Genomic DNA, 14,486 nt, shown 5'->3' with positions numbered 1-14,486 from the left:
TCTACGGACGGTTGCAGGGCTGGCCTGGGGCGGGACCGCTGTCAGCGCCGGACCGCTCGTCGGCTTGGTACCCGGTGTTCCCCGTGGTTCCCCGCAGGATCTGGCACGGGTGTGGCACGTCTACTTGCACGGGAGCAGACGCACGCTTTCCAACTGGGGTATTGGGGTGCGTGCGTGCGCGGGCGTTCACCTGGGTTCATGGGTGACCCGCTGCCGACCGGGGCGCGAAGTGATGACAATCGCTCCGTGGTTTCTCCGTATCACTTCTCGCGAAGGTGTGGTGTAGGTCACACTGAGGGCTGGTCGAAGCAAGGGGGGACCATGAGCAGTTCGCACCTCAACGCTCCTATCCAAGCCCGCATGCACGCGAAGCCCCTGCACAAGGTGCTTTGGGTCGTCGCGATCGTGGTGTCAGCCGGCCTTCTGACGCCGCCGCTGTTCTTCATCGCGGCCAAGAAGCGCGTCGTCAGTATGGCTGTGCCCGTGATCTACGCGGTGATCATCTATGGCTCGGTCATCGTGGCGACGATCCTCGGCAACTCGAAGAATTGGGAGGGGCTCGTCCTCGCCATCACCATGATCGTCGCTGCCGTACACGCTGCCATCCTCGATACGGAATGGAAGCCGGGTTGGTGACCGCCTAGGTGGCGACGACCGTTTGAGCGTTCGGGCTGTCGCTCCCGGTCGCGTGGTTGGCTGTGGGTTGTTGTGTCCGCCGCAGGTAGGCGTGACCACCGCATTGGGAGTTCGATCAACAGGCAGAGCCGGAGCCACGTCTTGGCGTCCTGGATACCGGACAGGAGTGTTCGTGTGCGCACCTGTCCGGCGCCGTTGATGTCAGCCGTGGATGTCAGTCACAGCACTAGTTTGGAAGATCGCGTACGCGGGTGGCGGCTGACCCGGGAGTCGGCTGACCTGGGGATTCGTCGGGTTGGGGCCGAGAGTCCCCGTTGGTCCCCGCCAGGTGCCGAGCTATCGGACACGCGGGGGGCACGAATGCCCCCCGCCTGCTACCAGACCTTCGTGATCACTGCCACAGCGATCGGGGAGACCACCGCAAGCAGGTTTGTTGCGTCGCGAAGCCGTTGCGGCCACCTCGACGGCTCGCTTGCGCATCGCGCGCACTCGTAGCTACAGTCCTTGCGACTCAACGCATCGCATTGCCATGCGTTGAGCGGGACTGGTGGATCGTGCTCCTTGGGCACGTAACACCTCCTGTGACCATCGGGCGCTTGCCGGCCCTGGAAAGTGGGCGAGCGTCCCTTTGGCATGCCATTGTTCGGTTGTCTGCGAGGCGATACGCTTGCAGCGCCCCATCTCAACTGGCCTTGCAGCACGAGCCGTTGGGCATCACCCCAGGCCAGACGGGTTGCGCGGCGGTTGGCTCAACACCCTTAGTGTGCGCGCGAGTTTGAGTCTGCCTTACGGTGGCAGTCCACCGCAACTTCCTCGGTGAATCGAGGATCACATCTTCGATTGCGCCAGCAAAACCAAGGTATGACCCTTGAAGTGCAAGGGTCATACCTGCGAATCAAAGGTAGATCTGCGGGTCGGTTCCGGTAGTGGGTGTGAAGGCCAGGTCAGGTGGGGTTTCCGATCCAAAGGCGTGCTGACCGCGCCTGATTCTGATCTTGGATTCAAAGGTGCACGAGCGCCTCCTCTGTCTCACCCCACCTTCCCCAGCTCCCATCCCGTCCGCCGTCGACCCACACACCCACACCGTGGAGCGGGCGTGGTTCATGGCGTCCAGGTGGAGCGCACCACTGTACGAACGACCTGCGCCATGGGCCGTGTTTGCTCGCCTCTGCCTGGGTCGATGGTGGACGCGATGGGAGCCCCAACGCACGCCACGATGGGCCCGCAGTCGCGTACGGCGCCCCCTCCATCCCGGTGCCAGCTGATCCCCGCCGGAGGCATTGCCTTGCCCCTAGGCCGGTTCGTCAGGTGCTTGCCTTATGGCCTCGGCCTTGTCCATGTGTGGGCGGGCGTCGGCGCAGCAGGGGGCGGAGCCGGGAAGCCCTCCCGGCGGAGCGGAGCGCAGCCGGGTGCCTTGAACCAGTAGAGAAGGTTGTAACTCGGTTGGTTGCGTGGCCGGGTGCACAGGAAGAAGGTTCTAGGGTGTGGCGCCTGCTTGGACCCGCTGCCTAGGGGGAGGCGCCTTCGTCGGCAGTGGCTGTCCTGGTTGTTGTCAGAAGTAGATGGCGAAGGCTCCGGACCAAGCTTGGTCCGGAGCCTTCGTGCTGATTCCCCGCCAGGATTCGAACCCGCGACATCTGCTTTGGGAACGTGACGGAATCCATGAGTGCACACCGCCAATGCCCGTGACCCCGCCGCACGTGATTCAGCGCAGGGCGCGCAGCACTTGGTCCCGCAGGGGCACATCGGTGATGGTGTCCGCAGCGTGCCACGCCGCAGCCGTGACCTCCTCGGTCTGCAACTCGACTACGTCGGCGGAAGTGCGGAAGAGGAAGCGGAAGTCGAAGTGGTGGTGCTCAGGCTCCTCTTTCGCCTGGTTGGCGGGGATCCGGTGGGCGTCGATGTGGATCGGGAGGTGACCGGCCGGGGTGACCACGGAGGCTGGAATGCCGGTCTCCTCGGTCAACTCCCTTTGGGCTGCCGTGAGGAGGCCGGTGTCCTCGGATTCCAGGTGGCCACCGGGCAGCAGCCAACGGTTCAGGGCGCGGTGGCGGATGTGGAGGATGCGCCCGTCAGGGTCGGCCAGGATGGCGCCGGCGGTGACGTGGCCACGGAACTCCTTGCGTGAGGTGACGTCGGCCTCGGCGTCCAGGAGTTCGGTGAGCGGTGCGAGGAGGGGCTTCTCGTCGGGGCGGGCATCGAGGTAGTCGTTGAGCATGGTCCTGACGTGGGCCGCGGTGACGGGCACGGTGGAATCTCCTAGCGGTTGAAGTAGTCGAGCCAGGTGGCGGCGATGGTGGCCCGGTCGGCGGGCGGCAGTTCATGTAGTCCGGGGGCGAGGCCGCCGCGGGCGAGGGCGGTGGAGGCGGCGAGTATCTCGGCCTGGACGAGGAAGATGAACGGTCCCACGCTGGCGCCGTGCAGGAAGTTGACGGCGTTGCCGCCGTTGAGGAGATAGAAGTAGTGGCCGGTGGTGAGGTACCGGGTGACGTGGTCGCCGATCGTGGCCCGCTCGTAGACGTTGGGCAGCCCGGCGAGTTCGAGTTCGTCCTCGCTGCTGGTGACGGTTGCGACGTACGCCCCATTGCGCAGGCGGGCGAAGTCCTCGCCGCGCAGGGAGAGCGATCCGGTGGCGCACAGGACGAGGCCGGCGTCCTCGAGTCCGCCGGCGCGGTCACGAGCGACGGTGAAGCCTTGTGAGAGTGCCTGCGTGCGGCGCACGGGATCGATGTCGTAGACACTGACGCGGATGCCCTTGGCGTGCAGCAGGCGGGCGATGGAGCTGCCCAGCTTGCCGAAGCCGATCACGAGAGCGGTGCGGCCGTGCAGAATGTCGCCTCGGCCACGCATCAGGGCCTCGGTGGAGAAGACGACGGACTGGCCGACCAGGAAGTCCTCGGGGTCCTTGAGCGGGGATCGGGCTACGGAGAGTACGGGGCAGGGGAGTTTGTCGTGGTCGGCGTAGCGGCGGTGGCCGTTCTCGGTGTCCTCGACGACGCCGAGGATCTGGCCTGAGAAACGGTCGCACAGGGCGTCGAGGGCGGGGGTGAAGTAGCCGCCGACGTCGAGGAGGACGACTTGGCGACCGGCAGCGCGTGCCTCGATGTAGCGCAGGGCCCGGTCGGGGTCGGCGGACAGCTCGCGGGTGAGGTTGTCGCAGGCGTATCCGTCGCCTTCGAGCTGGCGTACCGCCTCCTCGTGTACCGACTTGGGCTTGGGAAGTACGGCGCGCAGCTCGGTGACGGCGCCCACTCCTCGTACGAAGGCGGGCCGCTCGGGCAGCAGGTGAGTGATCAGGAACGCTGCAGGGCGCTCGGTTGGGGTGAATCGGGAGGCGATGCGGCTGAAGTAGGCATCGAGGCAGGCGCGTTCGAAGGTTTCCATGACGGGCTCTCTTCGGGAGTGGCGGTGGTGGCGGCGTACTTATGCAGGGCATGACGGAGCTTCTCGGGGTCGGTGAGGGTGTCGTCGTCGGGCAGTTCGCACCAGCCGCCGAAGTACTCGTGAGCCCGGTAGGGGCTCGGAGCGACCAGCCATGAGCCGTGGGAGAGCAGCCGTACGGGCAGGTCCTGCCAGCTGTCGGTCGTGCCCGAGGGGATGGCGAAGTACAGGCGGGCGCTGGGTCGGTCGTAGAGCACGGGGCCAATGGACTGACCGGTCGTTCGCAGCATGGCCAGCGCCAAGAACCCGGGCTCCGCGGTCACGCGGAGGAGATCCCAGCCGCTGCCGACTGCCAGAAGGTGTAGGCCGGGCAGATCGTCGATGAGTGGTGCCCTGCGCAGAGCCTCGCGGACGTGCATCACGCACCGCCCTCCGCTTGTCCGCCGGCTCCCGCAGGCGTGCGAGTCCGCCTTGCCTGCGGCGGCCGGATCATCATCAGGCGTACGTCGAGGCCGGCTATCTGCCGCTCGCGCTCCGCGGCCACGTGCTTGGGCCCGAGGTGGCTGAGGGTGGGGATGACGAGTCCGTACGTATCCGGCAGAGCGAGGACGTCGAGAGCTCCTGCGAACGCCGGTGAGCGGAGGCCGTGGGCCGTGGCGTCGGCGTCGGCTTCGGTGAATACATCGCACAGGGTGAGTTCGTGCTGGACGCAGTACAGAGCCAGCGATTCGGCCAAGGCCTGGCGGCGCCCAGGGTGGGCCCGGCCCTGCCGCAGGTAGCCGTAGACGTAAGGCCCGTGAACCGGTCGGTGTTCCGTGAGGGGTTCGGATGGCATGTCAGCAGCGTCGCGAGAGCCGAACGGCCGTGAAATGACCGGCTGTTGCACTTCCGATGCACTTTCCGCTCCGCCTGGTCACTCTGCGTGCTTCCATGCGTTGCGGAGGGAGGCTGCCCGTGGTCAACGTGCAGGAGTGGACCGGCCGAGAGGCGAGTGCCCTGCGTGCCGCGCTGCGCATGAGCATGCGGGCCTTCGCCGAGCACCTCGGGGTCGCCCTGCGCACCGTGGCCAAATGGGAGGACCTCGGCGAGACCACCCGGCCACGCCCGGACACCCAGGCCATCCTGGACACCGCCCTGGCCCGCGCCGATGCGCTCGCGCAGGCCCGCTTCGAGCGACTGGTCTTCGGCGGCAGTCAGGCCGACGGGCGGACGCCGGACCACGAGACGTGGACCGAGGACATCGACCGTGCCATCGTCTGCCTCAGCCGCCAGAACTTCACCTTCGCCGCCAGCCTGCTCAACCGTTGGCTCGGCTCCCACAACCCGCGCACCTTTGACCTCAAAGGCAGGTACCTGTACGGGCGTTCACTGGCCCTGCTCGGCGATCTGCAACGGGATCAGGGCGTGATCTCGGCCCGCTCTCGGCCAGGCAGTCGTACGCCACCGCACGCGGCCTGTTCGCCGAACTCGACATCCCGCGCCGAGTCGCACAGATCGAACTCTCCCTGGCCGTCGTCAACGAGATGGCCGGACAGCTGGACCACTCCGCCCGCCAGTACGAGCAACTGGCCACAGACGAACGCCTCAGCCGCCGCGACCGGGCCCGGGCCCGTCTCTGGGTGGGCACCGCACTCAGCAAGGAGGGCGACAACGAATATGCCAGCACCGTCATGGCTACCGCCACCCGCGAATTCGAGGAACTCGGCGAGCCGGAGGACTGGTCGGTCGCCCACCAGAAGCTCGCCCTTGCCCACCGTGGCGCCGGCGACCTGACCCGAGCCCTGCACTACATCGACATCGCCCGGCAGAGCGGCACGATCGACTCCCCGATGCAACGGGTGCGCCTGGATACCGCGCACGGGCACATCCTTCTGTCCGACCCGGCGACCCGGAATGATGGGCTGTCCGTCCTCGACCAAGCAGCACAGGTGGCTCAGCAGTACGGCCTGAGCCATCAGCTGCGCAGCATCGAGGGCATCCGAATGGGCCAGCGAGGATGAGGCAGGGAGTCGTAGTGCCGGACCGTGCGCAGCGCACCATCACCGACGAGCAGTTTCACGACGCCGAACTCATCTGGGACTACCACCAGATGGGCCACGAACTCCGCCCCTGCTCTGCGGCGATCGGTCTGGGCAGCCACGACCTCGGCGTGGCCACCGCCTCCGCGGACCTCTACCGCGCCGGTCTCTTCCCGGTTCTGGTCTTCAGCGGCGGCAACAGCCCCACCACCCGTGCCCGGTTCCCGCGCGGCGAAGCCGTGCACTACCGCGAGCACGCCCTGTCCCTCGGCGTACCGGACGAGGCGATCCTCGTCGAGGCGAACGCAGCCAACACCGGTCAGAACGTCACGCTCTCCCGCGACCTGCTCCAGCGGGCCGGCGTCCAGGTCGACTCCCTGATGCTGATCTCCAAGCCGTACATGGAGCGCCGCTCGTACGCGACCTGCCGCAAGCTGTGGCCCGAGGCCGACGTCATCTGCGCGTCCGAGCCGCTGGAGCTGGACGACTACATCAAATCGATCGGTGACGAGAAGCTCGTCGTCGACATGCTCGTCGGCGACCTGCAGCGGATCATCGAGTACCCAAGGCTCGGCTTCGCCGTCGAGCAGGACGTACCGGACGACGTGCACGCCGCTTACGAGCGCCTGCTGGGCTCCGGCTTCGACAGCCGCCTGATCAGCTCCTGACAGCAAAGAACCCCCGGGTCCAAGACCTGGGGGTTCAAACAAGAGCGGGTGACGAGAATCGAACTCGCACTCTCAGCTTGGGAAGCTGATGTTCTACCACTAAACTACACCCGCGTAAGACGCCGTCCGAGACGGTGTCGTAATGCCGCACACTCTACCTCATGCCAGGCCCCGGGTGTTTTCTCCCCGGGGCTTCCTGGTGTCCCGGGGGGTGTTCGGGGCGTGGATGGCGCTGCGGGGCGCGGGAGTTGGGGCGTACCGTGGGGGACCGGAGTGCCGCCTGGAGGGGCGCCCCTTTCGTCCCGTAATGTGGCCCTTCGTCGTCAGCTCGCGTACGAGCACCGCGCGTGCACCGTGCGAGGAGCTGCGAGCTCAACTACGGCTTTGGGGAAGGGACTCGAGGACTTGATGGAGCGCACCGTCGTCCGTTGTGCCGAAGGGCACGTGTTCAGCACCGCTTCGTTCCCGATGCAGAAGGCCGACCGGCTCGGGCCCGGCCGTCTCATCCGCTGCCCACGATGTGCCCGGCTGCGGCATGCCGTGCCGGTCATGGCGCAGAAGCGGTAGCGGGGCGCGACCGGAGACGGTCGCAGGCGGCAGCAGGGCGACAGCAGTGAGGCGCGCGGGAACCGTCCGATTGGGGCGGGCCCGCGCGCTCTGCGTATCCTCGGTGCGTGCTTCTCTCAGACAAGGACATCCGGGCCGAGATCGACGCCGGACGGGTACGGATCGATCCGTACGACGAATCCATGGTGCAGCCCTCGAGCATCGATGTGCGGCTCGACCGCTACTTCCGGGTGTTCGAGAACCACCGGTATCCACACATCGACCCCTCCGTCGAGCAGGCCGATCTGACGCGGCTCGTGGAGCCCGAGGGTGACGAGCCGTTCATCCTCCACCCGGGGGAGTTCGTGCTCGCCTCTACGTACGAGGTCATCAGCCTGCCGGATGACCTCGCGAGCCGGTTGGAGGGCAAGTCCAGCCTGGGACGCCTCGGGCTCGTCACGCACTCCACCGCCGGGTTCATCGACCCGGGGTTCAGCGGGCACGTGACCCTGGAGCTGTCGAACCTCGCCACGCTGCCGATCAAGCTCTGGCCGGGGATGAAGATCGGGCAGCTGTGCATGTTCCGGCTGACCTCGCCCGCCGAGTCGCCCTACGGGTCGGAGCGGTACGGGTCGCGTTATCAGGGGCAGCGCGGGCCGACCGCCTCCCGCTCCTTCCTCAATTTCCATCGGACACAGGTGTGACATCCAGCATGAGTGACGTGCGCGAGAATCTTTCGTACGAGAAGTTCGGCCGTGCTGTGCGCGAGCTGGCGCAGACCATCGCCGATGACGGGTACCAGCCGGATGTCGTGCTCTCCATCGCGCGCGGCGGCGTCTTCGTCGCCGGCGGGCTCGCCTACGCGCTCGACTGCAAGAACATCCACCTGGTGAATGTGGAGTTCTACACCGGGGTCGGGACCACCCTGGAAATGCCCGTCATGCTCGCGCCCGTGCCGAACGCGATCGACTTCACCGACAAGAAGGTCTTGATCGCTGATGATGTCGCCGATACCGGGAAGACTCTGAAGCTCGTCCACGACTTCTGCCTCGATCATGTGGCTGAAGTGCGGTCCGCCGTCATCTATGAGAAGTCGCACTCCCTCGTGAAGTGCGAGTACGTGTGGAAGCGGACCGATGAGTGGATCAACTTCCCGTGGAGTGTCGAGCCGCCCGTCGTGAAGCGTGCGGGGCAGGTTCTCGACGCCTGAGCACGTGAACAGAAGGGCCCCGGTGGACTTTCGTCCGCCGGGGCCCTTTCTCGTGTCCGTATGTCCGTACTAGAACGTGCCCAGCTTGATGATCGCCAGGATCGCCAGGAGCTGGATCGACGCCGCGCCCAGCGCCTTCGGCCACGGCAGGTCGTGCGACTTGCTCACCATCGTGGTGAGCAGCGCGCCCGCCGCGACCCAGGTCACCCAGCCGAGGAGCTGTACGAAGGGCTGGCCGCCGCCGAGGAACATCGCGACCACCACGCGGGGCGCGTCCGTGATCGACATGATCAGCATGGAGAGGCCGACCGTCGGCTGCCAGGCGCCGTCGCCGCCGAGCTGGCGGGCGAGGGTGTGTGTGACCACGCCCAGGATGAAGGTGCTGATCGTGATCGCGACGCCGGTCGTCAGGACGAACGGGACGGCCGACGAGAGCGTGGCGTTGATCGCGTCCTCGCGGGCCGCGTCGAAGCCGAAGATCGCAAGCAGGCCGTAGAGGAACGTCACGATGACGGCCGGGGCCCACATCGCGTAGTCCCGCATCTGCAGGAAGGTCGGGCCCGGGCGCAGCACGATGCCGCGCAGCAGGTCCTTCCAGTGCAGCCGCGGGCCCATCGGGGCGCTCGCCTGGCCCGCGCGGTAGGTGTCGCCCTGGGTGTAGGGGTCCTCGCCGATGGAGAAGGCCTGGGTGTGACCCGGGTTGTTCGCGGCGTACGGGTCGTAGCCGCCCTGTCCCCCTGGTCCGCCGTGAGCGGGGTCATCCGGTCCGCCGAAGTACTCCGGCTCCCCGTGATTGCCGCCCGCCTGCGGCCACTGCTGCCCGCCAGGCCCGCCGGGCCCGCCCGGCCCCTGGCCGTAGGGCTGACGCCCGTACTGCTGAGGGCCCGGAGGCGCCTGCGGATAGCCGTACGGCGGCTGCTGGCCCTGGGGGGCCTGCTGCCCGTACGGCTCCTGCCGCGGTCGTTGTTGCGGTCGCGCTTGCGGGGCGCGGTTGTCCCGGCCGCGTCCGATCCTGAATCCAGCCACGAATCGAACGTACCTGGTCTGAAGGCGCGGGGGCGTCCCTCCCCAGGAGGAGAGGGGCTTTGCCGCCGACCTGTGACAACCCCTAGGGGGATCCCCGAGGGGTCAGTGGCCGAGCACCGCTCCGTAGGCCAGTGGGTCCGACGAGGCGGGCAGGGAGAGGGACTTCGGGGTGATGACCGGGCCGGATGAGAAGGAGCGCAGGTGCCAGACGCCGCCCGCCGCGGCGTTCTCGCCGGGCGCGCCGGCGTTCAGGTCCGCGTAGGTGTCGCCGTTGTAGTCGTTGATGGTGAGCGCCGCGCCGAAGGTGTCACCCGTTTCGGCGACGCCCGGGACACCCTCGGAGTTCTGCTGGTATCCGACACCCGTCGCCGACCCGGACGCGTCGAGGAGGCCGATCTCGCCGCCCTTCAGGACGGTGAAACTGCCCGCACGGGCCGCGCTGCCGACCGCCTCGCCGGGGGCGCCCGCGATCAGGTCGTCGTGGCCGTCGGCGTCGATGTCCGCCGCGGCGAGCGCGTCGCCGAAGCCGTCACCGGTCTCGGCGACGCCGGGCACGCCCGTGGTGTCCTGGTTGAGCGTCTGCTGCTCCCAGCCGAAGCTGCCGTTGGCGCCGCCGAACCGGATGTGGATGCCGCCGCCCTTGGTGAGCTGCTCCGGACCGCACGGGTCGTCGATGTTCTCGTCGGCGATCTCGCGGCAGTTGCCGACGGCGAGGTCGTCGTAGCCGTCGCCGTTGAAGTCGCCGGAGGCGAGGGCGTTCGCGGCGCCGTTGGAGTTGTTCCAGAAGTTGCCCATGGAGCTCTCGTCCTTGTTCCAGCCGTAGAGGCGGAGGTGGGACTGGGTGTAGGGCTGGTTCTGCGTGTAGTAGCCGAGGGCGAGGTCGGGAAGCCCGTCGGTGTTGAAGTCGCCCGTCGTCATGACGGGGGCGCGGCCGCCCATGCGGTCGGCCATGAGGGTGCTGGTGCCGGCGGTGAGCGGGTTGTAGTTGGCGACGACCTTGTCCTTGCCGCCGATCGCCAGGTCGACGTCCGTGTCGCCGGTGAAGTCGGCGGCGACGATGGCATTTCCGTACGTGTCGCCCGACGCGGCCCCGCGGGCGGCGGTCCCGGCCTCGGAGAAGCCGTCACCGGCGCCGTACAGGACGGTGACGGAACCCGCGTCGGTCTTGGCGTCGATGTCCTCGCCGGGGGCGCCGATGACGAGGTCGGCGTACGGGTCGTCGTCGATGTACGCGGACGTGACGGCGACCCCGAAGCGGTCACCGCCCTCCGGGGTGCCGGGCACCTCGACAGTGGCCTGCGTGATCCGCCGCGCGCCGTGCCGTCCGGGACCGTCCTCACCGCCGAAGACGACACTGACGTAACCGGCCTTGGCCTTCCCGTCGACGCTGCCGCTGGGCACGCCGACGGCGAGGTCGGCGTAGCCGTCGCCGTTGAAGTCGCTCTCCACAGGGGTGGGTTCGGCGGCGACGGAGGTGCCCGCGAAGGGCAGGGCGAGGCCGGTGGCGGCCAGGGCGGTGGCCGTGGCGGCGATGGTGGTGACGCGTGCGCGCAGGGACACAAGGACTCCAACTCGTATGGGAAAACGGGAACTTCGGTACGGGTGATGCACAAGTCCGGGCGCTGTCTCAGTCATTGACCGCCTCACCCAGATGCGAGCCGGCGGCCAGGCCGTAGTACACACGCTTGCCGGTCAGACCCGAGGCCGAGCCGAAGGTCACCAGGATCGCGCCGGCCCGCTTCTTGCCGTCGACGGTCTTCGACGGCATGCCCACGGCCAGGTCGCGGTGGCCGTCGCCGTTGAAGTCGTCGGCGTACCGGGCCGGCGCGGCCGTGGCCGGTGCGGGCAGTGCCAAGGGTGTGAGGGCGGCCGTGGCCAGGGTGGCGACGGCGGCGATGATGCGTCTGCGCATGGGTCGTGTCCCTCGATCAGCCCGCGAGGTCCGACCCGAAGGCCGAGTACGCCGTGGAGAGGCCGAGCCCGCTCGGGCCGAAGCTGGTGGATGTCGTCGTGGAGTAGAGGGAGCCCGCGGTGCCGGGGAGATGCCATACGGCGCCCGCGTCGTCGTTCTCCTGGGAGGCCGTCGCCGTGAGGTCCTGGCGGCCGTCGGCGCCGATGTCCGAGGAGAGCAGGGTCGCGCCGAAGCCGTCGATGGACTCCGCGCTGCCGGGGACGCCGGGGCTGTCCTGGGTGAGGTTGAGCGCGCCGGTGGTGGTGAGGCCCGATGCGGAGCCGCGCAGGACGGTGACCGCGCCCGCGCCCAGGATGAGGTCCGGTTCGGCGCCGAGGCTCTCGCCGGGGGCGCCTGCCGTCAGCTCCGCGTGGCCGTCGCCGTCGAGGTCGCCCACGGCCACCGACGCGCCGAAGTTGTCCCCGTACTCGGAGGCGCCCGGCACGCCCGCACTGCTCTGGGTCAGGGTCGTACGGCGGGTGGAGCTCGGGCCCGACGAGGTGCCGTAGATGACGCTGACCTCGCCGCCCTTGGAGCCGGACGGTTCGTCGCCGGGCTCGTCGGGGTTGCCGACGGCGATGTCTCCGTAGCCGTCGCCGTCCAGGTCGCCGATGGCCGCCGTGGTGCCCGCGCGCAGGCTCGCGCCCTTGGTCAGGCCCGCCGATGTGCCCTTGTAGTAGACGGCCGCCCCGAGGTGGTCGCTGTTGGTCTTCCTGCCGGTGACCACCAGGTCGGCCTTGGCGTCGCCGTTCACCCGGCCCGCCGTGAGGGTCGGGCCTTCGAGCGGTGCGGCGTACGACGTGATGGTGCCGGTCGAGCCGGACTTGGTGAACGGGCCGCGGATCAGGCGGATCTTGAAGGGATTGGTGCCGGTGTCGCCCTGTGCGGACACGGCGAGGTCCGGCTTCCCGTCTCCGGTGAAGTCACCTGTGGCCAGGCCGAGCCCGAAGTAACTGCCGTGCAGCGGCTGGGGGTTGTCGACGGTCGTGCCGCCGGACAGGCCGCCCGCCGAGCCCCAGACGATCACCACCGTGCCCGCGTCCGGGTGGCTGCCGACCTTCTCGCGCGAGGAAGTGACGACGAGGTCGCTGTATCCGTCGCGGTTCAGGTCGGCCGCCGCGATCCGGTGGCCGAACTCGTCGTCCGTCTCGGCCTCGCCCGGTACTCCGGGCGAGTTCTGGCTGATGACCGTGCGGCGGGCCGGGTCCGGGCTGCCGGAATCCGATCCGTACGCCACGGCGACATGGCCCGCCCAGGACTTGCCGCCGACCGTGGCGGCCGGGGCGGAGATCGCCAGATCGCGGTGGCCGTCGCCGTTGAAATCTCCGGAGAGTCCGGACGGCGCGGCCGTGGCCGTGCCGGGCAGGACGGTGAGCAGGGCGGTGACCAGGCCGGTGGTCGTGAGGGACGCGGCCAGGGGGATGGTTCGGAGGCGCACGGGAGCTCCGGGGTGAGAGATCGGGGGAGCCGGGCCCGCACGGGGGGAGCGTGCGGGCCCGGCGGCTTGGGGGGAGGGGTGAAGCAGCGGGTCAGTCCGCGAAGTTGGAGCCCAGCCGCGGGGTGCCCGTCGCGGAGATGCCGACCGTGGACGTGTAGATGCCGGTGCCGGAGGCGAGCGTGCCGTCGGCGTTGGAGTCCAAGACGTAGAAGGCGCCGTTGGCACCGTTCTCGCCCAGTGCGCCGATGGCGACCTCGCCGCGGCCGTCCGCGTTCAGGTCGTCGATGTGGACGTCCGAGCCGAAGTAGTCGTTCGTCTCATTGGAGTTGGGGACGCCCGGGGTGTCCTGGCTGAGCAGGACCGCGCCCTGCGTGGAGAGGCCCGAGCCGTCCGCCGCGCCGTAGATGAGGGTCGCCGAGCCCGCGTCCGCGACGCCGTCCAGGTCCTCGCCGGGGGAGCTGACGACCAGGTCGAGGTGGCCGTCGCCGTTGATGTCCCCGAGGTCCAGCTCGGCGCCGAAGTTGTCGCCGTTCTCGCTGCCGCCGGGGATGCCCGGGGAGTCCTGGGTGATGGTCTCGCTGCCGCCGTAGGGGCCGTTGGCGTTGCCCTTCACGACGTACACCGTGCCGCCCTTGTTGGCGCCGTCGATGCCCTCGTCCCAGGTCAGGCCGATGATGACGTCGCCGTAGCCGTCACTGTCCGTGTCGCCCACGTCGGTGATGTAGCCGGCGGGCAGCCGCTGGACGCCGGTCGTGGTGATGCCGTTCGCGCTGCCGGGCAGCCAGAGGTTGGCGTTGTAGCCGTCCGCCGTGGAGTAGCCGTCGACGATCAGGTCGTCGCGGCCGTCGCCGTTGACGTCGCCGGAGTGCAGGTTGAAGGGGCCCGCGCCTTCGCCGCTGTGGATGGGCGGCAGGACCGTGTAGTGGTCGCCGGGGGTGCCGGTGCGGGTGATGCCGCCGTCGAAGAGGTCGATCGTGGCGGCGCCCGAGCTCGCGCCCACGGCGAGGTCGTCCGTGCCGTCGCCGTCGAAGTCGCCCGCCTGGAGGGGGCCGCCGAACTTGTCGTGCTTGGTGGGGCGCGGGTCCGTGAGCGTGCTGCCGCCGGACAGGCCGGCCGCCGAGCCCCACAGGATCTGTACGGTGCCGCCGTCCACGTCCGTGCCGACGTCCTCGCCGATCGCGGCCACCGCGAGGTCGTCGTAGCCGTCGCGGTCGAAGTCGCCGTACGCGGTGTCCGCGCCGAAGGCGTCGCCCGCCTCGGCGGTGCCGGGGACGCCCGCGCTGTTCTGGCTGTACGTGGTGTGCCGCCGCTCGGCGCCGCCGTACGTGACGACGACCTGGCCCGCCTTGTCCTTGCCGCCGATGTTCGCGTGCGTGGCGGAGGTGGCGAGGTCGGCCGCGCCGTCGCCGTTGAAGTCCGCGTCGTCCGGCTGGGTCGCCGCGGGGGCGGCGGTCGCGGTCGTCGCGGTGAGGGTGAGGAGGCCGCCTGTGAGGGCCGCGGCGGCGGCGGTGGCCGCGGCGAGGCGGCCGGGTCTGTGGGTACGGGGGGTGGGGCGCTTGTGCTTGGGCATGCTGTCGGGCTCCTGTTGTTGTTTGCCAATGCGTGAGTGGGG

General features: G+C 69.0%; 13 protein-coding genes, 1 tRNA gene and 1 pseudogene. 5 read left to right on the top strand and 10 right to left on the bottom strand.

Translation table 11 applies throughout. The features are described 5' to 3' along the window. The first annotated feature begins 321 nt into the window (after window positions 1–321). Entirely contained in the window at window positions 322–636 is a 315-nt protein-coding gene (locus OG453_RS02880) for a hypothetical protein (protein ID WP_266864183.1), read from the top strand. Window positions 637–2,341: 1,705 nt separating this feature from the next. Here the strand turns inward: OG453_RS02880 and OG453_RS02875 are convergent. From OG453_RS02875 to OG453_RS02860, 4 genes are read right to left on the bottom strand one after another with little or no spacing between them, the layout of a single operon-like run. Next, window positions 2,342–2,884, bottom strand: coding sequence for an NUDIX hydrolase (locus OG453_RS02875; RefSeq protein ID WP_266864181.1), 543 nt, complete (start codon window positions 2,882–2,884; stop codon window positions 2,342–2,344). 11 nt (window positions 2,885–2,895) lie between these two features. Beyond that, complete coding sequence (locus OG453_RS02870) at window positions 2,896–4,020, bottom strand: adenosylhomocysteinase (protein ID WP_266864179.1); 1,125 nt, start codon at window positions 4,018–4,020, stop codon at window positions 2,896–2,898. Then, on the bottom strand, window positions 3,930–4,439 hold the full coding sequence (locus OG453_RS02865) for a hypothetical protein (protein WP_266864177.1): 510 nt from the start codon (window positions 4,437–4,439) through the stop codon (window positions 3,930–3,932). The genes OG453_RS02870 and OG453_RS02865 overlap by 91 nt, the downstream gene beginning before the upstream one ends. Then, on the bottom strand, window positions 4,436–4,852 hold the full coding sequence (locus tag OG453_RS02860) for a hypothetical protein (RefSeq protein WP_266864176.1): 417 nt from the start codon (window positions 4,850–4,852) through the stop codon (window positions 4,436–4,438). The genes OG453_RS02865 and OG453_RS02860 overlap by 4 nt, the downstream gene beginning before the upstream one ends. Before the next feature lie 95 nt (window positions 4,853–4,947). On the opposite strand from OG453_RS02860, the pseudogene OG453_RS02855 reads away from it, so the two are divergent. Both OG453_RS02855 and OG453_RS02850 read left to right on the top strand, forming a co-directional pair. After that, window positions 4,948–6,017: pseudogene (locus tag OG453_RS02855) on the top strand (helix-turn-helix domain-containing protein). Next, window positions 6,014–6,703, top strand: coding sequence for a YdcF family protein (locus OG453_RS02850; RefSeq protein WP_266864174.1), 690 nt, complete (start codon window positions 6,014–6,016; stop codon window positions 6,701–6,703). Before OG453_RS02855 ends, OG453_RS02850 begins: the two are co-directional and overlap by 4 nt. Before the next feature lie 43 nt (window positions 6,704–6,746). Here OG453_RS02850 and OG453_RS02845 read toward each other — a convergent pair. Continuing rightward, a tRNA-Gly gene (locus tag OG453_RS02845) sits at window positions 6,747–6,817 on the bottom strand. Window positions 6,818–7,377: 560 nt separating this feature from the next. Between OG453_RS02845 and dcd the strand changes: the two genes are divergently transcribed. Together dcd and OG453_RS02835 are read left to right on the top strand one after the other, a co-directional pair. Next, window positions 7,378–7,953: a dCTP deaminase gene (dcd, locus tag OG453_RS02840; RefSeq protein WP_121787742.1), complete on the top strand. Its 576-nt coding sequence runs from the start codon at window positions 7,378–7,380 to the stop codon at window positions 7,951–7,953. 8 nt (window positions 7,954–7,961) lie between these two features. Further along, window positions 7,962–8,459, top strand: coding sequence for a phosphoribosyltransferase (locus tag OG453_RS02835; RefSeq protein WP_266864169.1), 498 nt, complete (start codon window positions 7,962–7,964; stop codon window positions 8,457–8,459). A gap of 69 nt (window positions 8,460–8,528) precedes the next feature. Here OG453_RS02835 and OG453_RS02830 read toward each other — a convergent pair whose 3' ends face one another. From OG453_RS02830 to OG453_RS02810, 5 genes are all read right to left on the bottom strand, one after another. Beyond that, window positions 8,529–9,485 (bottom strand): Yip1 family protein, encoded by a 957-nt coding sequence (locus tag OG453_RS02830; RefSeq protein ID WP_266864167.1) that lies wholly within the window; start codon window positions 9,483–9,485, stop codon window positions 8,529–8,531. Window positions 9,486–9,587: 102 nt separating this feature from the next. Next, complete coding sequence (locus OG453_RS02825) at window positions 9,588–11,045, bottom strand: FG-GAP-like repeat-containing protein (protein ID WP_266864165.1); 1,458 nt, start codon at window positions 11,043–11,045, stop codon at window positions 9,588–9,590. Window positions 11,046–11,112: 67 nt separating this feature from the next. Beyond that, a complete protein-coding gene (locus OG453_RS02820) occupies window positions 11,113–11,397 on the bottom strand; it encodes an integrin alpha (protein WP_266864163.1) in 285 nt (94 codons plus the stop codon). Window positions 11,398–11,413: 16 nt separating this feature from the next. Beyond that, complete coding sequence (locus OG453_RS02815) at window positions 11,414–12,874, bottom strand: FG-GAP and VCBS repeat-containing protein (RefSeq protein WP_266864161.1); 1,461 nt, start codon at window positions 12,872–12,874, stop codon at window positions 11,414–11,416. Between the two features lie 91 nt (window positions 12,875–12,965). Next, window positions 12,966–14,444 (bottom strand): FG-GAP repeat protein, encoded by a 1,479-nt coding sequence (locus tag OG453_RS02810; protein WP_266864159.1) that lies wholly within the window; start codon window positions 14,442–14,444, stop codon window positions 12,966–12,968. Window positions 14,445–14,486 lie beyond the last annotated feature (42 nt).

Source organism: Streptomyces sp. NBC_01381 (assembly GCF_026340305.1).
GTDB lineage: Bacteria > Actinomycetota > Actinomycetes > Streptomycetales > Streptomycetaceae > Streptomyces.
Note: the sequence above shows the minus strand (reverse complement) of the source record. Positions and strands in the feature narration are given on the sequence as shown.